At 58.6% G+C, this 19,795-nt stretch carries 21 protein-coding genes; 12 read left to right on the forward strand and 9 right to left on the reverse strand.

Going from position 1 to position 19,795, the window contains the following annotated elements; genetic code table 11:
* The first annotated feature begins 99 nt into the window (after window positions 1-99).
* Together HL45_RS01855 and HL45_RS01860 are read left to right on the forward strand one after the other, a co-directional pair.
* Window positions 100-258 carry a DUF1059 domain-containing protein gene (locus tag HL45_RS01855; protein WP_076430610.1) on the forward strand — a complete coding sequence of 53 codons (159 nt, stop codon included), beginning with the start codon at window positions 100-102 and terminating at the stop codon, window positions 256-258.
* A 74-nt stretch (window positions 259-332) separates the two neighbouring features.
* Window positions 333-1,463 (forward strand): ORC1-type DNA replication protein, encoded by a 1,131-nt coding sequence (locus HL45_RS01860; RefSeq protein WP_049969412.1) that lies wholly within the window; start codon window positions 333-335, stop codon window positions 1,461-1,463.
* Between the two features lie 6 nt (window positions 1,464-1,469).
* Here HL45_RS01860 and HL45_RS01865 read toward each other — a convergent pair whose 3' ends face one another.
* Window positions 1,470-1,721 carry a DUF7718 family protein gene (locus HL45_RS01865; protein ID WP_049969413.1) on the reverse strand — a complete coding sequence of 84 codons (252 nt, stop codon included), beginning with the start codon at window positions 1,719-1,721 and terminating at the stop codon, window positions 1,470-1,472.
* 142 nt (window positions 1,722-1,863) lie between these two features.
* Here HL45_RS01865 and HL45_RS01870 point away from each other — a divergent pair, with 142 nt between their 5' ends.
* On the forward strand, window positions 1,864-2,190 hold the full coding sequence (locus HL45_RS01870; protein WP_049969414.1) for an HVO_A0114 family putative DNA-binding protein: 327 nt from the start codon (window positions 1,864-1,866) through the stop codon (window positions 2,188-2,190).
* Between the two features lie 21 nt (window positions 2,191-2,211).
* Here the strand turns inward: HL45_RS01870 and HL45_RS01875 are convergent, their stop codons facing one another.
* Window positions 2,212-2,613, reverse strand: coding sequence for a carboxymuconolactone decarboxylase family protein (locus tag HL45_RS01875; RefSeq protein WP_049970051.1), 402 nt, complete (start codon window positions 2,611-2,613; stop codon window positions 2,212-2,214).
* Window positions 2,614-2,893: 280 nt separating this feature from the next.
* Between HL45_RS01875 and uvrB the strand changes: the two genes are divergently transcribed.
* Window positions 2,894-4,972, forward strand: a complete 2,079-nt coding sequence (gene uvrB, locus HL45_RS01880; protein WP_049969415.1) for an excinuclease ABC subunit UvrB — start codon at window positions 2,894-2,896, stop codon at window positions 4,970-4,972.
* Window positions 4,973-4,980: 8 nt separating this feature from the next.
* Here the strand turns inward: uvrB and HL45_RS01885 are convergent, their stop codons facing one another.
* Both HL45_RS01885 and HL45_RS01890 read right to left on the reverse strand, forming a co-directional pair.
* Entirely contained in the window at window positions 4,981-6,105 is a 1,125-nt protein-coding gene (locus HL45_RS01885) for an SPFH domain-containing protein (RefSeq protein ID WP_049969416.1), read from the reverse strand.
* 718 nt (window positions 6,106-6,823) lie between these two features.
* Complete coding sequence (locus HL45_RS01890; protein WP_049969417.1) at window positions 6,824-8,557, reverse strand: excinuclease ABC subunit C; 1,734 nt, start codon at window positions 8,555-8,557, stop codon at window positions 6,824-6,826.
* A 243-nt stretch (window positions 8,558-8,800) separates the two neighbouring features.
* Here HL45_RS01890 and HL45_RS01895 point away from each other — a divergent pair, with 243 nt between their 5' ends.
* Complete coding sequence (locus HL45_RS01895) at window positions 8,801-10,270, forward strand: arylsulfotransferase family protein (RefSeq protein WP_049969418.1); 1,470 nt, start codon at window positions 8,801-8,803, stop codon at window positions 10,268-10,270.
* A gap of 28 nt (window positions 10,271-10,298) precedes the next feature.
* Here HL45_RS01895 and HL45_RS01900 read toward each other — a convergent pair whose 3' ends face one another.
* The gene (locus HL45_RS01900; RefSeq protein ID WP_049969419.1) at window positions 10,299-10,895 is read right to left on the reverse strand and encodes a hypothetical protein; all 597 of its coding nucleotides are present in this window, start codon (window positions 10,893-10,895) and stop codon (window positions 10,299-10,301) included.
* An 89-nt stretch (window positions 10,896-10,984) separates the two neighbouring features.
* Between HL45_RS01900 and HL45_RS01905 the strand changes: the two genes are divergently transcribed.
* The 3 genes from HL45_RS01905 to HL45_RS01915 are packed head-to-tail and all read left to right on the forward strand — an operon-like array spanning window position 10,985 to window position 13,079.
* On the forward strand, window positions 10,985-11,239 hold the full coding sequence (locus HL45_RS01905; protein ID WP_049969420.1) for a hypothetical protein: 255 nt from the start codon (window positions 10,985-10,987) through the stop codon (window positions 11,237-11,239).
* Between the two features lie 44 nt (window positions 11,240-11,283).
* Window positions 11,284-12,201: an ABC transporter ATP-binding protein gene (locus HL45_RS01910; protein ID WP_049969421.1), complete on the forward strand. Its 918-nt coding sequence runs from the start codon at window positions 11,284-11,286 to the stop codon at window positions 12,199-12,201.
* On the forward strand, window positions 12,198-13,079 hold the full coding sequence (locus HL45_RS01915; RefSeq protein WP_049969422.1) for an ABC transporter permease: 882 nt from the start codon (window positions 12,198-12,200) through the stop codon (window positions 13,077-13,079). Before HL45_RS01910 ends, HL45_RS01915 begins: the two co-directional genes overlap by 4 nt.
* Window positions 13,080-13,105: 26 nt before the next feature.
* Here the strand turns inward: HL45_RS01915 and ligA are convergent, their stop codons facing one another.
* Together ligA and HL45_RS01925 are read right to left on the reverse strand one after the other, a co-directional pair.
* Window positions 13,106-15,169: an NAD-dependent DNA ligase LigA gene (gene ligA / locus HL45_RS01920; RefSeq protein WP_049969423.1), complete on the reverse strand. Its 2,064-nt coding sequence runs from the start codon at window positions 15,167-15,169 to the stop codon at window positions 13,106-13,108.
* 74 nt (window positions 15,170-15,243) lie between these two features.
* Window positions 15,244-15,783, reverse strand: coding sequence for a YIP1 family protein (locus HL45_RS01925; RefSeq protein WP_049969424.1), 540 nt, complete (start codon window positions 15,781-15,783; stop codon window positions 15,244-15,246).
* Between the two features lie 8 nt (window positions 15,784-15,791).
* Between HL45_RS01925 and HL45_RS20670 the strand changes: the two genes are divergently transcribed.
* Window positions 15,792-16,037 (forward strand): hypothetical protein, encoded by a 246-nt coding sequence (locus HL45_RS20670; protein ID WP_049969425.1) that lies wholly within the window; start codon window positions 15,792-15,794, stop codon window positions 16,035-16,037.
* A 344-nt stretch (window positions 16,038-16,381) separates the two neighbouring features.
* On the opposite strand, the gene HL45_RS01935 is transcribed toward HL45_RS20670, so the two are convergent.
* Entirely contained in the window at window positions 16,382-17,464 is a 1,083-nt protein-coding gene (locus tag HL45_RS01935; RefSeq protein WP_049970052.1) for an aminopeptidase, read from the reverse strand.
* A gap of 152 nt (window positions 17,465-17,616) precedes the next feature.
* Here HL45_RS01935 and HL45_RS01940 point away from each other — a divergent pair, with 152 nt between their 5' ends.
* Both HL45_RS01940 and HL45_RS20675 read left to right on the forward strand, forming a co-directional pair.
* A complete protein-coding gene (locus HL45_RS01940) occupies window positions 17,617-18,633 on the forward strand; it encodes a threonine aldolase family protein (protein ID WP_049969426.1) in 1,017 nt (338 codons plus the stop codon).
* A gap of 73 nt (window positions 18,634-18,706) precedes the next feature.
* Complete coding sequence (locus tag HL45_RS20675) at window positions 18,707-18,880, forward strand: hypothetical protein (RefSeq protein WP_158413647.1); 174 nt, start codon at window positions 18,707-18,709, stop codon at window positions 18,878-18,880.
* Window positions 18,881-18,885: 5 nt separating this feature from the next.
* Here HL45_RS20675 and HL45_RS21060 read toward each other — a convergent pair whose 3' ends face one another.
* Window positions 18,886-19,038, reverse strand: coding sequence for a DUF7859 family protein (locus HL45_RS21060; protein WP_162833836.1), 153 nt, complete (start codon window positions 19,036-19,038; stop codon window positions 18,886-18,888).
* An 85-nt stretch (window positions 19,039-19,123) separates the two neighbouring features.
* On the opposite strand from HL45_RS21060, the gene HL45_RS01945 reads away from it, so the two are divergent.
* Complete coding sequence (locus HL45_RS01945) at window positions 19,124-19,762, forward strand: ArsR/SmtB family transcription factor (RefSeq protein WP_049969427.1); 639 nt, start codon at window positions 19,124-19,126, stop codon at window positions 19,760-19,762.
* Window positions 19,763-19,795: the final 33 nt, after the last annotated feature.

Genomic DNA, 19,795 nt, shown 5'->3' on the forward strand with positions numbered 1-19,795 from the left:
CGAACGGTCACCCGTGGCAGCCAAAAATATTACCTACACACCACCCGTCACGGTTTGCACCCCAACGAGGGGGAAATCGCACAGACGGAGAATCCAACAATGGCACAACAGTTCGAATGCACGCAACAGGATTGTGACTTCATGGTACGGGCGAACGACGAGAACGAAGTCATCGAAATGGTGCAAGAACACGCCCAAAATCGGCACGGTATGTCGATGGACAGAAACGACATCGAAGGCGCAATTCGGCAGAGCTAGAGCCGAGACAGCCAGAATCCTGCCTTTTTGTCGCTGGCGAAGGATTAAGTACCTCCGGAAGCGTGGTGAAAGTGATGGCAGACGACCCCGACGAGGGGATGTTATCGTGGGACGAGTCGGTGTTCCGCGAGGAGCACGTCTTCGAAATCGACTACGTGCCGGAGACATTCGAACACCGCGCGTCCCAGATGCAGAGCCTTCAGTACGCGCTCAGGCCAGCAGTTCGTGGGTCGCGCCCCCTCAACGTCATGTCACGGGGACCGCCCGGGACTGGCAAGACGACCGCGGTACAGAAGTTGTTCGACGAACTGTCGGCCCAGACCGAGGTTCGAACCGTGCGCGTCAACTGTCAGGTGGATTCGACGCGATACGCGATTTTCTCGCGTATCTTCGAGGGTATTTTCGAGTACGAACCGCCGTCGAGCGGCATTTCGTTCAAAAAGCTGTTCCGCCAGATAACCGAAAAACTGGTCGAAGAGGACGAAGTCCTCGTCGTCGCGCTGGACGACGTGAACTACCTGTTCTACGAAGGAGAGGCCTCGGACACCCTCTACTCGCTCCTGCGCGCTCACGAAGCCCACAGCGGGGCGAAAATCGGCGTCATCGTCGTCTCCTCCGACCTCAATCTGGACGTTATTGAGGAACTGGATACACGGGTTCAGAGCGTCTTCAGGCCGGAAGATGTGTACTTCCCGGTCTACGACCGCGAAGAGATTGTCGGCATTCTCGGCGAGCGCGTCAAACGCGGCTTCCACGAGGGCGTCATCGGCCCGGAAGTGCTTGAGCGCGTGGCCGAACTGACCGCCGAAAGCGGCGACCTCCGGGTCGGCATCGACCTGCTCCGCCGGGCCGGACTGAACGCCGAAATGCGCGCCAGTCGAACCGTCAGTTTGCAGGACGTAGAGGATGCCTACGAGAAATCCAAGTTCGTTCACCTCAGTCACAGTCTGCACGCACTGAGCGACAACGAAGTCGCTCTCGTCCGTGTCATCGCCGAACACGACGGCGAGCAGGCGGGCGAAGTGTACGAGGTGTTCCACGACGAGACGGAGTTGGGCTACACACGCTACTCGGAGATCATCAACAAACTCGACCAACTCGGCATCATCGACGCCACCTACACCAATATCGAAGGCCGCGGTCGGTCGCGGTCGCTGTCACTGCGATACGATCCGGATGCGGTGTTGGCACGGTTGGATGATTGAGGCGTTCTATCTGTTGTTTTCGTAGCTTTCTGCATACCGTCGCCAGTTGTCGGTGAGGCGGTCGATTGCGTCACAAATGGTTCCATCGAAGGAGGCTTTCGGCTCGTCGGGACGAAACAATTTGTCGAAATGCGTGACCCCGTGAGCAGTGTCGATACGAGCGACTTGGACTTCGCTTTCGGTTTCGTCGTCGTTGTTGTGGATAGTTACAGCGAAGTCAGAGACGTGATTGAAATTCGATGACGTCCGAACCGTCAAAAAGTACGGTCGATTTCCCTAGTGGCCCAGTAAACTCGTGTATTCTTCCGACACGGGGACTCTGGTTCGGGTATCCGACAAAAACGTTCGCTGTGATAGCACCCGTAATTACTTATTCGTTGATGCTGAATATCAACGTAAGATGGCTGTAGAGACGAACCGACTACACAAGCACGACAAACTCGCTCGGGCACTCGCTTCGGGAGGATTCGATGACGTACTCCTCCTTGACTACGACTCCGCCGAGCGAGTTCTCACACAGAAACGCAGGGAACTACTCGATGAGATCAAAAATGAGGATATCGAATCAGTTCGAGGACTCGCAACGCAAGTCGGGCGCGACAAAGCCGCAGTGAGTCGTGACCTCAACGTACTTTTTCAATACGACATCATCGAGTACGAGCGAGACGGAAATCGAAAGATACCGGTGCCAAAACACGAGACGGTGCTGGTCGAACCGATTTTCTAAAAATAAACAGACGCAGGTCGATTAGTCGGCTTCCGCCGCCGCGCGCTGTTCTTCGATGTACTCGACCATCTCGGTCGTCTCCTCGACGAAATCGTCCATCTCGACTTCGCTTCCGTGCAGAACCGTCGAGAAGTACTGCGTCGTGCTGGCGAGGTTGACTGCTTCTTCGAGTTCGACCTCCGTCACGTCCTCCATCCGTGCTTCTTCTTTGTGGAAGTGGCTACAGTACGGACATTTGATGGCGGCAGATACACCGACCCCGATGAGTGCTTTCTCCCGTGCAGACAGTTCGGTTTCCCCGAATTCGAGATCTCGCACGAGTGCCCAACTGTGGTCGCTTGCCGGTTCTGTGAGATTTTCTATCCACGTTGGAACCAGCCCACAGTGTTCTTCGATTTCGTTCCGCGTTTCGGTCGATACCATACTTTCTCCCCCCATTGGATTTCCGGGTGCGTTCGTCGTTCCCCAGTCGTCGTGCACTGGAAATCCGCTTATAAATACAACCACCAGCGCAAAGAAAATCATCTAATGGGGTCTGATACGACGAACGCTGCATTATTGAGTCGATTTGCGAATTTCACACTACTACACATACAAACAGGAACCTTGCAGGCCGAATCGATTCGATAACTATCCTATTTTCCATTCCTCAAAATCCGACAAACGACCCGCTAAAGTACCTCGAATCCCTATCCAAAATACCATGAGTGACACCCAGTCAGGGCCGCTCAGGCCCGACAACCCGGACGCGGAAACCGAGTTCCGGGTGGACGCCCCGTTCGACCCGGCAGGCGACCAACCCGAAGCAATCGAGCAGTTGGCGGCGGGGTACAACGAGGGAATGGAAAAACAGACCCTGCTGGGCGTCACGGGGTCGGGAAAGACGAACACGGTTTCGTGGACTGTCGAGGAAATCCAGAAACCCACGTTGGTCATCGCCCACAACAAGACGCTGGCGGCACAGTTGTACGAGGAGTTCCGGAACCTGTTTCCAGATAATGCCGTCGAGTACTTCGTCTCCTACTACGACTACTACCAACCCGAGGCCTACGTCGAGCAGACTGACACCTACATCGACAAGGACGCCTCCATCAACGAGGAAATCGACCGCCTGCGCCACTCCGCGACTCGCTCACTGCTGACCAGAGACGACGTAATCGTGGTCGCTTCGGTGTCCGCGATTTACGGACTGGGCGACCCGCGAAACTACGAGGAGATGAGCCTGCGCCTCGAAGTCGGCGAGCAAATCGGACGCGACGAACTGCTCGCCCGTCTCGTGGATTTGAACTACGAGCGCAACGACATGGATTTCACGCAGGGTACCTTCCGCGTCCGCGGCGACACCGTGGAAATCTTCCCGATGTACGGGCGGTTCGCGGTTCGCGTCGAACTCTGGGGCGACGAAATCGACCGGATGGTGAAAATCGACCCGCTGGAAGGTGAAGTGAAATCCCAAGAACCTGCAGTTCTCGTTCACCCGGCAGAACACTACTCGATTCCGGAGCAGACGATGGAAGACGCAATCGCCGAAATCGAGGAGGATTTGGAAAACCGGATTCGGTATTTCGAGCGAAACGGCGACCTCGTGGCCGCCCAGCGAATCGAGGAGCGGACGACGTTCGATTTGGAGATGATGAAAGAAGCGGGCTACTGTTCGGGTATCGAGAACTACTCCGTCTACCTCTCAGACCGGGAAGTCGGCGAAGCGCCGTTCACCTTGCTCGATTACTTCCCCGACGATTTCCTCTGCGTCATCGACGAATCCCACCAGACGGTGCCGCAAATCAAGGGCCAGTTTGCGGGCGACAAATCCCGAAAAGATTCGCTGGTCGAAAACGGCTTCAGGCTTCCCACGGCCTACGACAACCGCCCGCTCACGTTCGAGGAGTTCGAGGAAAAAAGCGCGAGAACGCTGTACGTCTCCGCGACGCCCGCCGACTACGAACAAGAAGAGAGTGAGCAAATCGTAGAGCAAATCGTTCGACCGACGCACTTGGTTGACCCGATGGTCGAAGTTAGCGATGCGTCGGGCCAGATCGACGATTTGATGAGTCGAATCGACAAGCGAGTCGAAAACGACGAGCGCGTCCTCGTCACGACGCTGACGAAACGGATGGCCGAAGACCTCACGGAATACTTGGAGGAAGCAGGCGTCGCCGTGGAGTACATGCACGACGAGACGGACACCCTCGAACGCCACGAACTGGTTCGCGGCCTTCGATTAGGCGAGTTCGACGTGCTGGTCGGCATCAACCTGCTTCGTGAGGGACTGGACATCCCCGAGGTTTCGATGGTCGCCATTTTGGACGCAGACCAGCAGGGCTTCCTGCGCTCCGAAACCTCGCTCGTGCAGACGATGGGTCGGGCGGCGCGAAACGTCAACGGCGAAGTCGTGCTGTACGCAGACGAGGTGACTGACGCGATGGAAGCCGCGATGGACGAAACCCGTCGCAGGCGCGAGATTCAGCGAGAGTTCAACGAGGAGCACGGCTTCGAACCACAAACCATCGACAAGGAGGTTTCGGAGGCGAACCTGCCGGGAAGCAAAACCGACACCAGCAGTGTGACGGGAAGCGCGCCCGAAACCGACGAAGAGGCGGCCCAGTACATCGAGGAACTCGAAGCCCGGATGCAGGAGGCCGCGAGCAATCTGGAGTTCGAACTCGCCGCCGACATCCGCGACCGGATTCAGGACGTTCGCGCGGAGTTCGAGGTGGACATGGGCATCGAACCCGAGCAGGGCGTCGAACCGGAGTTCGGCGGCGAGTTCGAGGAGTTCTAACGAAAAAATCAGTTCCGCTCGGGTTCCATCTCGCCGCCCATTTCTGCGGCATCGTCCACGTCATTGTCGAGTTCGGACAGCATCTCCTCGATATCATCTAGGCCCAACATCTTCTCCGTTTCGGGGTCGAACTCGTTGCTCTCAAGCATCGCGCCGTTGCCCTGCACGTCGCTTCCCGAGAGGTGTTTGCCGTAGCGTCCGACCAGCGACGAGAGTTCCTGCGGCAGGACGAAGGTGGACGAGTCGCTCTCGCCGATTCGTTTCAGCGAATCCATGCCGCGGTCGATGACTGCCCGCTCGCCCATCGATTCGGCGGATTTCGCGCGGAGGACGATGGAAACCGCATCACCCTGTGCTTCGAGAATCTGGCTCTGTTTTTCTCCCTGCGCCCGGATGATGTTCGAGGCTTTTTCTCCCTCGGCCGTCTCGATTGCGCTTCGTCGTTCACCCTGCGCTTCGAGAATCATTGCCCTGCGGCGGCGTTCCGCACTGGTCTGTTGTTCCATCGCGTCGGTGACGGCGCGACTCGGCATGACCTCGCGGACTTCGACGCTCTCGACGCGAATCCCCCAGTCGTCCGTCGGCGGGTCGATTTCCTCGCGGATTCGCGTGTTGATAACGTCCCGGCGACTTAGCGTGTCGTCGAGTTTCATATCACCAAGCACGGCCCGGAGCGTGGTTTGGCCGAGGTTGGACACCGCTTTTTCGTAGTTGTCCACACCGAGAAACGCCCGTTCCGGGTCCATCACCCTGACGTACAGAACGGCGTCCGCGATGACGGGTGAGTTGTCCGCGGTGATGGCCTCCTGTTTCGGTACGTCGAACACCCGCGTCCGCATGTCGAAACGGTGGGTCGCACTGACGAACGGCGGGATGAAGTGAATGCCGGGGTCGAGGAGTTCGCGGTACTCGCCGAAGACGGTCAGCGCTCGCTTTTCGTAGGGGCCGACGATTTCCACGGCGCTGTTTACCGTAATTGCGGCGAGGCCGAGAAGGAGGATTCCGACGATTGTGACCGCGTCGAGGTACGGTAGCGCGAGGAAAAAGAGAACGCCGAAGACGATTGCGAGGAGCACCGTCCCGAAACTGAGCCTCGCCGTCGTCTTGCCGAGCGTGTACAGCGGGTGGTTCATGTATGAGAGTTAAGGCACCAATCGCTTAACAGTTACGTGCTAACGAATAGCGCATCAACGGGGGATTGGTGTTTGGTTTGTGAATTGGAACTGCGCTTTGTACGATAAACAACGGCTAGCAGTTTAAGCGAAGATGATTTATCGAAAGAAATCACGACTCCAATGAGACCGCAAACCGCCCCCGCACCGCACTCCCCTACATCCTCCCCAACCGACTGCGCTTCCCAGTCGCTTCGCTCCTTGCGATGCCTGCGGGCCACGGCCGCAGGTCAGCAAGGCGCAAAGCGTCTTGCAAACCTCGTCCCTCGCACGCTGTTAGCATAGCCCCTCGGAGGTGAACTCCTCGGTGCTGTGCCAGCGCGCGCCATGTGGAAATTCGAATTTTCGGAATCTTCACATCCACTCTGGCGCGCGGGAGCGAAGCGACTCGCGCGAGGTCTTCGTGAGCGACGGAGGAGTTCTCGTGAGTGACGGAGGAGCGAACGAGAGCACGGAAGAGCTGTGCTCTTCCGGAGCGAGCGAATGGCTCATCAGAGCGTGCCTTTGATGGTGGGCGACTGGAACGAGCGCGAGCGAGTGAGGGAGTCGGTTGAGGAGGTGTGTGGGCGGGTGCGGTGGCGGTCTGATTGGAGTCGGGAGTAGCTAGCGCCACTGCTAAACAAATTCCAGCCTCAAAGTAAAAATCTCGTCTCAACCAGTTTTCTCGCTAAATTGCTAGTCAAAATCGTTCTCGAATCGAAGCAACCGTTTTCTCACCGACTCCTTCGACTTCTCGCAGTTCGTCATCCGACGCGGAGCGAATCCCGTCCAAACTGCCGAATCGACGGAACAGTTTTCGCCGGGTTTCCGGGCCGACGCCGCGAACGCCATCCAGTTCCGTCGAAACGTCGTCCCGGAGCGTCTGATGGTACTGCACCGCGAATCTGTGGGATTCGTCGCGCACTCGCTGAAGGATATGCAGTTGCGGTGCATCACTTGGCCAGTCGAAGGTTCGAGTCGGCGTCACCACGATTTCTTCGGCTTTGGCGAGGCCGACGGCGGGCACGTCCCACCCGACTTCGTCCAGTGCCTCTCGCGCGGCGTCGAGTTGTCCCTTCCCGCCGTCGATGAGGAGCAACTCGGGGTCGGGACGCTCGTCACGGCCCACCACTGCTCGCTCCGCACGCCAGCGAATCAGGGTTCGCATGTTGTCGTAATCGTCGTTTTTCTCGTCCAGTTTCTTCCGGCGGTAGTCCGATTTCTCGGGCGACCCACCCGCAAAGACGACGTTACTGCCGACGACGGACGACCCTTGCGCGTGGCTCACGTCGAATCCTTCGATTCGCCCGATTGAAGACATCGACAGTTCATCGGCCAAGGCTCGTAGTTCGTCGGGCGCGTTCGCCCCTCGCCGGGCGTTTTTCAGCGCCAAATCGACGAGCGTGGCTTCTCGACCTGCGCCCGGAACGCGGACGGACACGTCCTCTGCGTCCAACCAATCCAGCACGTCCATGTCGTCCGGACGTTCCGAAAGCAAGAGAGCATCGGGCAGTTCGCGCTCGGCGTAAAACTGCGGGATGAAGCCGCCGAAGACCGCGGCCACGTCGTCGCCGTCCGGCAGGGAAAGCGTGTGTCGGTCGCGGTCAACCAGTTGCCCGCGCTCGCTGTGCAGTCGGGCGACGGTGGCTCGTTCGCCCTCGACGGAGGCACCGAGCACGTCCACGGTTCGTTCGTCGCTCTGCGAGGAAATCGCGGCGGCGTCGCCGCCGTGGAACGATTCGACGGCTTCCAGTCGGTCGCGGAGGTTGGCCGCGCGCTCGAACTCCTTGCTTTGTGCCGATTCTTCCATTTCCTTGCGGAGCGGGGTCGCCAGCACGTCCGTCTCGCCGCCCAAGAATCGCTCGACGCTCTCCACGTCGGCGAGGTACGCCTCGCGTCCGATTTCGTTCGTGCAAGGGGCGGTACAGAGGCCGATGTCGTAATCGAGACATGGGCGGTCACGGTTGGCGAACTTGAAGTCCGAACAGCCTCGGATGCCGTAGGCTTCCCGGAGTGCTTTGACGACGGTTTCGACGTTCGTCTTGCTCGTGAACGGCCCGAAAACGGTCGCACCCTCACGATTTGGGTCGCGGGTGATTTCGATTTGCGGAAACTCGTGGCCGGTCACCTGCACGAGGGGATACGATTTGTCGTCCTTCAGGCGGACGTTGTAGCGCGGCTGGTAGCGTTTGATGAGGTTCGCTTCCAACAGAAGCGCCTGCGTTTCCGTGTCGGTCACCGCGAAATCCAGCGCGTCGGTGCGTTCGACCATCCGGCCGATGCGGTTGCTTCGCGGGTCTGCATACGACCGCACGCGAGCGCGGAGGTCAACCGCCTTTCCGACGTACCTGACGGTGTCGCCCTCCAAAAACTGATACACGCCGGGGTCGCGGGGAAGTTCCGTCGCACGCTCTCTGACCGTTGCCGCATCCATCGATTTCGGTTAGTCGTCGTGGGAGTTTGAACCTGTCCCTACCGGGGGATTGTTCGTGATTTAGTGTGTTACCATGACACCCTGTAATGCTCGGTAGTAATACAGCGTTTGCCGCGTTCAACCACTCGTTTTTATTCGGTGGGGTCACGTTAGTGGGGACAGAACATGGTCAACCGCAAGAAAACGATGGTACTGATTGCAAACCGAACCGGATGGACTGACGTTCATCGCTAGCAACCTCTAATGATTTCAATCTCGAAACGCCGCCTTCGAGCAGTGTTCGCCGCCCTCCTCATGCTGTCGGTTCTGACAGTCGGATACGGAGTTGCGACATCGTGGACGGAGACGACGTTTGAATCCCATATCGACGGAAGTGACGTGGATAGAGAAGCACAAGTCGCCCCCGAAGCGGATGGCATCACGGTCATTGCCACGGACTCGAACTCGTGGCGAGGACAGGCCAGCGAAGGGCCGCGCGCGCGCGCAGAACTCGTCGCGCTCAATCCCAACGGGACGGTGAAGTATTACAACGACTCCCACACGCGCTACTGGGACGTTGACCCGGTTCCGGGCACGGACGCGACGGTCGAGTACTCCTACGCCGACCATCTCGAAGGAAGTGAGTGTCCGAGCGCCGACGAGTGGAACGCGAGCGACTACGGCGTTGACCAAGAGACGTGGGATACCTACTACGACACCCACGGCGACATCAACGCCTGTACGTTCAACGGCGTTGAGCGCGTGAACCTCACGACCGGCGAGGTCGAGGACGTGTGGGGTCACCCGACGCCCGGAAAAGAGGCCTCGCGCTACCACGACGTTGACCGCATCAACGAGACGCACCTCGTCGTCGCCGACATCTACCTCGACGGCGTGTTCGTCGTGAACACCGAATCCGACGACATCGTGTGGCGCTGGAACGCCTCCGACGACTTCGACCCCGAGGCAACCGGTGGCCCATACCCGAAAGACTGGTCGCACATCAACGACGTTGAAGTCCTCGAAAACGGCCGAATCACGGTGAGTCCTCGAAATCTCGACCGCGTGGTGTTTCTGTCCCCGGACAACCACTCCGCTATCAAATCGGACACCCTCGGCGAGGAGGACAACTACGACATCCTCTACGAACAGCACAACCCCGACTACGTCAACGAATCCAACGGCGGGCCTGCTGAAATCGTCGCCGACAGCGAGAACAACCGCGTCATCGAATATCAGCGGAACGGAAACGGAGAGTGGGAACAGTCGTGGATTTGGCGAGATGGCAGAATGCAGTGGCCCCGAGACGCAGACCGCCTGCCGAACAGCCACACCCTCATCGGCGATTCGAACGGCAATCGCGTCTTCGAAGTCGATGAAAACGGCGAAGTCGTCTGGCAACTCAACATCGCGTTCCCCTACGAAGTCGAACGACTCGGAACCGGTGATGAATCCGCAGGCGGCCCGAGCGCCCAATCCGCGGACATCGCCTCCCGCACCGGAAACGTCGGCGACCAGTTCTGGATTGCCGTGAAGAACTTCATCCCCGGCAAATATCTGAACGGCTTGATGTACATCACGCCGGTCTGGATGGGCGTCCCCGAAGTGTTCGCCATCGCGCTCGGCCTCGTTGCCGCCCTCATCTGGGGTGGCATCGAAGCGAACTGGTACCGGAAGCGCCGCGGAGAGATTACCAGCGAGCAACCTGAAGAACAAGAGCAGTCGATGGACTGAGCCGAGGGTTTCAGAATCGGTTTCTCAACTACGCCTTTTCTCGCCCGAGTGTAGTCCGAATCCGCCGAGCGGCGTCTTCGGCCTCCTTGCCGTTTACGGGCACGTAAATCGGCTCTCTTCCGGCGCGTTCGATGACCAACTCTTCCGACTGAGTGACGAAATACAGCGCACCGAGGACGAACGCGACGAACAGCAACACACCGCCAATCAGCAGCAAGGCATCTGTGAGAACGCCGAACATAACCGCCATCGAGGAAATCATCTGGCCGACGCCGCCGATGATTTGGTCGTTTGGTGCTTCGGTGTTGCCGAGTTTGGCGAGGATACCGCTGCTGTTTATCAAAAATCCTCCGCCGAGGAGAATGATTCCGTAGACGACGCTCCGGATGACCCACGAAAGGTAGCCGTCGTGACCGGTCGGTTGGACGCTGGCATCGAGGACGTTCGGGCGGTCTGCGTGGTCGAATCGCCGACCGCCACCTTCGGGCATGAACGCGAGCACGCGATGGCTCGTCACCGCGATTCGCGCCCCTTCCAGTTCGATTTCCTCCTCGATGTCCTCGCCCGCGAACAGCATATCCAGCAGGCGGTCGTCCGATGCCTCGGACAGCGGGGACTGTCGCATCGTTTATCGGGTCAATCACGGAGTTAAATAAGGTTGCGGCTACGGCATCCCTCGCCAGATACAAATCCGCGACGGGAGAACAGTGGGCCATGACCGACGTGCGCGTCTGGCTCGTGGAACGGACGTACAGCGACCGCGACCTGCTGACGCTGGTGTATGCGACGCCGGACGGCGAGCAGTATCTCCAAAAGGAATTGGCCGGGCGACTCGGCGGCGAGACGACCGCCGCAATCGAAGTCGGACAAGACAGGCTGTCGTCTGTGGCGGACGACAGCCGTCAGCAACGCTATGCTGAGGAAGTAACGCGAATGGCTGCCAAACACGACCCGAGCGATACGGTGTGACATAGAACAGTACTGTTTTATGTTCGTTCCAGCAACCCGGAACCATGACCGCCATTCGACTCGACGGCGTGACGAAACGCTACGGTAGCGTCACCGCCGTCAACGACCTCTCGCTCGACGTGAAAGAGGGAGAGGTGTTCGGATTTCTCGGGCCGAACGGCGCGGGGAAATCGACGACCATCAATCTCCTTCTCGACTTTATTCGGCCGAGCGAAGGCACCGTTTCCGTCCTCGGGCACGATGCACAGAAAGAGAGCGTCGCGATTCGAGAACGAATCGGCGTCCTCCCCGAAGGATTTTCCGTCTACGACCGCTTGACCGGTAGACAGCATTTGGAGTTCGCCATCGAATCGAAGGAGACGAACGACGACCCCGACGAACTGCTCGACAGAGTCGGACTGTCGGCGGAAGACGCCGACCGAAAGGCGGGTGGCTATTCGAAGGGGATGGCCCAACGACTCGCGTTCGCCATGGCACTCGTGGGCGACCCCGACCTATTGATTCTGGACGAACCCTCGACCGGACTCGACCCGAACGGGGCGCGTGAGATGCGCGAAATCGTCAGAGAGGAAAAAGAGCGCGGCGCGACCATCTTCTTCTCCAGTCACATCCTCGGACAGGTCGAAGCGGTCTGTGACCGAGTCGGAATTCTCAACGAAGGCGAACTCGTCGCGGAGGACTCCATCGAAGGACTCAAAGAGAACGTCGGCGGCGACACCGCGATGACGGTCGAAACGAAGTCGCTTTCTACAGACGCGGTGTCCGCGGTGCGCGACCTCGACGGCGTGACGAACGTCAACCGGGACGGAAACGAGTTGTTCGTGAACTGCGATTCGGAGACGAAAACGACCGTCATCGCCACGCTGGAAAATACAGGTGCGGACGTCGTGGACTTCGAAACCGACGAAACCTCGCTGGAAGACCTCTTCATTAGCTACACGGAGACAGAGGCTACAGCATGACGTGGAAAGCAGTCGCCCGGAAGGATTTCCGCGATTCGCTCCGGTCGCGGTGGTTCTGGGTCATCTCTGCGATTTTCATCGGCCTGTTCATCGGGAGCGCGTACTTCGTCGGGGCGGGATTGGGAGACATAGACCAGCAGGTCAGCACTGACGCATTCCTCGCTCTCCTGGGTGGACGAGTCGTTGCACTCCTCGTCCCGCTCATAGCGCTCGTCGTCGCCTACAACGCCATCGTTGGGGAACGTGAATCGGGTACGATAAAGCTCATGCTGTCGCTTCCCCACTCTCGGCAAGACGTTGTGGTCGGAAAGCTACTGGGACGGAGCGGCGTCATCGCCGTTCCGATTTTGCTCGGCATGGTGGCCGCCGGAATCACTCTCGTCGTCTTCGGCATCAACCTCGAAATCGTGAACTACCTGCTGTTTACGGTGCTGACGATTGTGCTCGGCGTGACGTTCGTCAGCATTGCTATCGGAATTTCGGCCGCCACGTCCACGAACCGCCGTTCGATGGTCGTTTCCGTCGCGCTGTACGTCCTGTTCACGCAACTGTGGACCTACGTTCGCCGAATGCTCCTCTACGTTGACGATGGACTTTCACTCGGGTGGGAGACAGCGCAGTTTGCCAAATACAGCATGTTTGTTAAATATTTCAACCCCATTCGGGCCTACGAAACTCTCGCCGCAACGCTCTACATGGGTAGCACGCTCGACGCTCGACTATATCAGCAATCGGCGAGAGTTCGCCAAGCCTACGCACAAATCCTCGGCGAGACGCCGTTCTATCTCTCCGACGCCGTCGTGGTGGCGCAGTTCCTCCTTTGGTTGCTCATTCCGGTCGCGGTTGGGTACCTGCTCTTCGACAGGGCGGAACTCTGAGATTGGTTGGTTCGAGCCGACTTGAACTATCCTTCCAGTTCGATTCCCTTCTCCGCCAACAACTTCCAGAACTCGTCCTCTTCGAGTACCGGCACACCTCGCTCTTCGGCGTCGTCGCGCTTCGTCTGCCCCGGATTGTCGCCGATAACGAGGTAATCCGTGTTGCCCGAAACGCTCCCCGTGGCGTTTGCGCCGTGGGCTTCGACCAACTCGGAAATCTCGGAACGTGGCTGTGAGAGCGACCCGGTGAACACGAACGTCAGTCCGGCGAGTTCGTCGCCGCCGTCTACTTCCTCCGCTTCGGGTTCGACGTGGGTCAGGAGTTCGTGAACCACTTCTCGGTTTCTCTCGGAGTCGAAAAACTCTCGAATCTGTTCGGCGACGATTGGCCCGATGTCGGGCACCGATTCGAGTTCGTCGCGGGATGCGTCCAGCAGGTCGTCCATCGACCCGAATTTTCGGGCCAGCGCGCGGGCCGTTTCGGTACCGACGCGGGGAATCCCGATTGCGGAAATGAAATCCGCGAGCGGTGGGCTTCTCGAAGCTTCGACTTCGGTGAGGAGGTTTTTCGCACTCTTTTCGCCCCAGCCGTCGAGTTCCAGTAGGTCGTCCGCGTTCAGTTCATAGAGGTCGGGCAGGGATTCGATGCGTCCTTCGTCGATGAGTTGTTCGACGCGCTCCTCGCCAAATCCCTCGATGTCGAGGCCGTCGTCGCTCGCGTAGTAGGCTACAGCACGCCGGAGTTGTGCATCGCAGGCGAGGCCGCCGGTACAGAACGCGATTGGGCCGTCGCGTTCGACCGGACTGTCACAGACCGGGCAATGGTCGGGGAATTCGTAGTGTCCCTCACTCCCCTTTTCGACCACTTCGGAAACGTAGGGAATCACGTCGCCTGCGCGCTGGACTCGCACCTCGTCGCCGACGTTGACGTTCTTCTCCGCGATTTCATCCGGATTGTGGAGACTCGCGCGAGAGACGGTAACGCCGCCGACATCTACCGGTTCGAGTAGAGCGACGGGAGTCAATCGTCCGGTTCGCCCGACCTGAATTATCACGTCGGTAATCTCCGTCACTTCCGCACGCGCCGGGAACTTGTAGGCGTAGGCCCAGCGATACGAGCGCGCGGTGGCTCCGAGTTCCGCACAGGCGGCCCGGTCGTTCAGTTTGATGACGACGCCGTCGATTTCGTAGTTCAGTTCCTCGCGTTCGGCCATCAGGTCGTCACGGTAGTCGATTGCGTCCTCGATGTCGTCCACGAGTTCCGTTCTGTTCGCCACTTTCAAGCCGTAGGTTGGCAGTGCCTCGTACTCTGACCAGTGTGTCGGGAAGTCCTCGCTCGCGTCCAGCACGTCGTAGAAGAAACAGTCCAAGGGACGTTCCGCAGTTATAGAGGAATCGAGCTGCCGGAGCGACCCGGCGGCGGCGTTTCGCGGGTTGGCGAACGGGTCGTTGCCATCTTCGACTCGTTCGCGGTTGAACGCCTGAAACGCGTCCCGAGGCATGTACACTTCGCCGCGAACCGCGAGGAAATCGGGATAATCGCCGCGAAGGTGGTGTGGAATGCTGGAAATCGTACGAACGTTTTCGGTTACGTCGTCGCCCTCCCGTCCATTCCCGCGGGTCGTGGCGCGGACGTATTCCCCGTTCTCGTAGACGACTTCCAGCGAAAGCCCGTCGAACTTCGGGTCACAGACGTACTCCGGGTCGGCGACTTCCTTTCGAATCCGGTCGTCGAAGTCGCGCACGTCGTCGGCTTCGCCGCTTGAGTCGATGGACAGCATCGGCGTAACGTGGTCTACGGTTTCGAGTTCGTCCACCGGTTCGCCGCCGACTCGGCGAGTCGGGCTGTCGTCCGTCTGGATGTCGAATGTATCCTCTAACTCCTGCAAGCGCGTGAAAAGCGCGTCGTAGGTTCTATCGGCGATGATGGGGTCGTTTTCGACGTAGTAGCGATAGTCGTGGTGGCGAATCGCCTCCCGAAGGAGTTCGGCCTGTTCGCGTGCCCGTTCTTCGCTCAGTGCTTCGACCGACTCGAAATCGGTCTGTGGGTCTTCGACGTAGGGGTTTTCCTCCGCACTCACCTCAGCCATTGCTCGGGGGTTGTTCGTCTTCGGATAAAATAGTTCAGAAGCACGCGGAGCAGAATCGTTGCACTCGTGATGACTTAGACGACTCCGCGCAGGGCGAGCGCGAGCATCAGCGTGACGGGAACGCCCGCCGCAAACGCCGCATCTTGGCGTGAAAGGTCGTGCGTGTGCCGGAGTCCGAACGACCAAATCGCGCCCTGCCAAAGAATAGAGAGCACACTGATGGCGAAGGGAAGCCACGGGCTGAACTGTAGTTCGGATGTGTAAGAAAGCGTCGTCAGCGGACGCGAGAAGATAAGCGGGAGAAAGCCCCAGCCGGCAACCTTGATGGTCGCGCTGAACGACCCATCACCTTCGAAGGTTGACGAAGCGAGAACGTAGAGGACTGTGCTGTAGATTCCGAGCAGCAGCAAATCCCAGATAAACGAAAGCGGCACGTTCAGAATGGCGGTTAGAATCGACATGATAACTGATCGGTCTGTTGCTTGCACGACCGTTGCCACCGTCGAAAGCGCGGCCACGAGACTTGCCAATAAAACGACTGTTGCGGGCGGAATCACGGAGAGCGGCGTTCGCTCCTCGAAAAAACGGTTCGGGTCGTAGAAAATTTCGAGCATGAGAGAAGATGGGGAGTAACGGCACATTAACCTGTTCCGTGCGAACGGAAACGACTTTCAACGCGCCGTTTCTCGCGTGGGGCATGGCCGACGACTTTCCGGGTGCGCGCTACTCGACGGCGACGCTAGACTGGGCGCGGAATGGACACGAGATGCTCGGGAAACACGAAATCGGCGGGGAACGACTACGTGCGCGATTACTGTCGCGGGCGCTATCGCAGTCGCTTTCGCGACTGCTGTCTCCGTTTCGGTAGCGGAGTTACAACAGTTCGGCGACGTTTTCGATAGCGTTGCGGCAGAACGGACAGCGGTAGTTTGTTGCGAACCCACTCGACTGGGCGATAGTCTTTGTTTCCAGCTCGTGGAACGCGATTTTCCGACGACAGTCTGGACAGGGTACTTTTGACACGATAATTGCTATGCTACCGGAGCCACTTAAATTACGCGGGCCACAACAATTATATAGGAAAATACCGAAAGGCGTTTTCTATATGTACTAAAAATTACATTCATGCCTGCGTAGTAGGCACGCTATTTTTCGCCCAGATTAAAATACATTGACATATGGGTCGAATATCGGCGTGTCGCTGATTTCGCGCTATTCCTCGAACGTGAACGTTCCGTCCCGCTGAACGACTTCGCTGTCCACTTCTATCCGCGATTCTTCGCTCATATCGACTATCATATCGACGTGAACTGCGCTTTCGTTCTGTTCCTGACTTTCGGGTACACAGATGTCATAGGCCATGCCGATGGCGAGGTGGATAGTGTCGCCCATCTTCTCGTCAAAGAGCATGTTGTAGGTGAACCGGTCGATATCGCGGTTCATACCGACGCCGAGTTCGCCGAGTCGGCGCGCGCCGTCGTCCGTGTCGAGAACGCCCGCGAGCACTTCCTCGTTCTTTTCGGCGCTAAAGTTAACGACTTCTCCCTCCTCGAATTTCAGCCAAACGCCCTCCACGATATGCCCCTGATGAACGAGCGGTTTGTCGAACAGCACTTCACCTTCGACCGAATCGGGAACCGGCGCGGTGAACACTTCGCCGCCGGGCAGGTTATTCTTCCCGTGGTCGTTGATGGTCTTCATGTCCGTAATGGACATCGTGAGGTCGGTGGTGTCGCCCGAAACGATTCGAACTTCGTCCCCAGCGTCCAAGATTTTGACCATCCCCTGCTGGAACTCGCGCTGTTCGTCCCAATCTTTGTTCATCGCGCCGTAGACGAACTCCTCGTAGGATTCGGTGCTCATCTCGGCCAACTGCGCGCTTCCCGGCGATGGATGTTGTGTGAGACACCACGGCATCGCGAGGATTTCTTCCTGTACCGGCTGATGCGCTTGGTTGTACGCCGCGTGGGTTTCCGCGTCTACGTCGCTCATGTCCGAGGCGTTCTCGTGTGCGCGAACGTGAACCACTGCGTCTGCCGCCTCGAACAGTGCCTTTTCGTGCGCTGGCGTGTCGAGCGCGTCGGGGTCGATAGATTTGAGAAATGCGGCGCGTTTTCGGTCGCGGCGTCCAGCGGTGACGAGGGGGAAGGCACCGCGCTCACCGAGCAGTTCGGACAGTGCGATTGCGAGGTCGTCGGCAACCGACGGAACGCGAAGGACGACCTTGTCGCCCGCGTCGATGTCGAGAGAGTGGTCAACGATGATTTCGGCGTGTTTCCGAATCCGAGAGTCCATGATAATCGATTTCATGGATGCCGGAAACCGCTTTCGATACGTAACACGGAGAGTCGTTTTACCCTCCATCCCACTCCTCCTCTCAATCATGTCTCGACGCCGATTTCGTCCCTACCCTCGATTATTTGTCCACCGCCGCGAAAGGGGCGGACATGATAGACCTTCGGAGCGACACGGTAACCACACCGAGCGAGGAGATGCGCGAATCGGCCCACACCGCCGACGTTGGCGACGACGTATACGGCGAAGACCCGACGGTGAACGAACTGGAAACTCGCGCCGCCGAGTTGATGGGAACGGAATCTGCGCTCTACGTTCCGACGGGAACGATGGGCAATCAAATTGCCGCGCGCGTCCACACCGACCGCGGACAGGAAATCCTCGTGGAGCGCGAGAGCCACGTTTTCAAATGGGAACTCGGTGGATTGGCCCAACACGCAGGCTTGCAAGTCAGAACCCTCAACGGCGGCGACCGAGGGATTCCAACGCCTGAACAAGTGAAATCGGGCTACGTCGAGGAAGACGCACATCGCCCCGGAACTGGTCTTTTAAGCCTCGAAAATACGCACAACAGCAAGGGCGGCGTTGCGATTTCCCCCGAAAAAATCGACGCCGCAGCGGAGGCGGCCCACGAAATCGGTGTTCCGGTTCACTTGGACGGGGCACGAGTCTGTAACGCCGCCGTCGCTCACGACGTGTCGCCAGCGCGATTTACCAAGGAAGTGGATTCCGTGATGTTCTGTCTCTCGAAGGGACTGGGCGCGCCGGTCGGGTCGATGCTCGCAGGAAGCGAAGATTTCATCGCGCGTGCACGCCGCACGCGAAAGCTGTTCGGCGGCGGAATGCGGCAGGTCGGCCTGCTGGCCGGGCCGGGACTGTTGGCGCTCGACAACGTCTCACGCCTCGCGGACGACCACGAAAACGCGCGCGTTCTCGCCGAGGGATTGACTGATGTCGAGGGCCTTTCGGTGCAATCTCCGGAAACGAACATCGTTCTCGTGAACACTGAAGACGCCGGACTGACGGCGGATAAATTCCTCACCGCCTGCGAGGAGATGGGCGTTCTCGGCACGCAGTTCGACACGCACGTCGCCCGATTCTGTACGCACTGGGACGTGAGCAGGGAGGACGTGGAAGTTGCGGCCGGGAACGTTCGAGACGCGCTCTAAATGGAATTGGCTCGACAGCCGGTTCGTGCTCAACCAGCAGAAAGTATTTGATTTACCAATTACACAGTGAGGTATGAAAACGACGGACTTCCTCCTCCTCGGAATTTTGTTCGTGCTGTTTGGCGGAGTCGCCATCCTCGGCGATGTGGTATTTTCATATGAATGGGCAGTGATAACGCTGTGGCTCGGCCTCTTCGTCGGCGTAGGTGGCGTGGTTGCCAATCAGTTCACCGGAAGTAAATCGTAATTCGACTACCGCTGGCCTTTCTGTACTCCTTCCTGAAATCCAGTGAGTGTCCGGCGGATGAACAGGTAGATGAAGAAGACGAACGCGAGGATGGCGACGAGAAGGCCGACGAACACGGGGTCGCCGATGTACTCTCCGATGATGTCGATTGGTTGCATACCCGTGCCTATCAGTTCACGAACCAAATTCGTTTCGCCGTGCTAGTGACAAAGTTGATTGACGAGCAGTTTCATACGCATAAATATGGCAGACCTCTTGCCCTCCAGCACGGACGTAGAACCCCCGACGGGCGGCAACCCGCGGGTACTCGGCGTCGATAGCGACGACGCCGACGATTTGCTCGGGGCACTCTCGTCAGGAACCGCCCGGAGCCTCCTTTCCGCACTTCACGACCAACCCGCCACTGCGTCCGAACTGAGCGACGAAGTCGATACCTCGCTCCAGAACGCCCAGTATCACCTTCAGAAGTTGGAGGACGCAGAACTCATCTCCGCCGTGGACACCATCTACTCCGAGAAAGGCAGAGAGATGAAAGTGTACGCGCCGACCGACGGCCCGCTCATCCTGTTCGCCGGGCGCGAAGACCAGACCACGGGACTCAAAGACGCCCTTTCTCGTGTCCTCGGCGTGGCAGTTCTGCTCGGTGCGGTCAGCGCGGTGATTCAGTACGCCGTCACGGAAGGAATGTTGGGAATCGGCGAACAGGCGGCGGAAAGTTCGGACACGGGTGGCGGGGGAACGTTTAGCGTCCAATCTTCTGAACCGGCTCAGACCGCCGCAGATAGCGTCATCGCCACGATTCCACCGGGAGTGCTGTTCTTCGCAGGAGGGGCGTTGGTTCTCGCGCTCAGTGCCGTCTGGTGGTACGTTATCAGAGACTGACAGAGATTTCCGGTGTGAAACCGATAACTAAAA

The organism is Haladaptatus cibarius D43, from assembly GCF_000710615.1.
Lineage (GTDB): Archaea > Halobacteriota > Halobacteria > Halobacteriales > Haladaptataceae > Haladaptatus > Haladaptatus cibarius.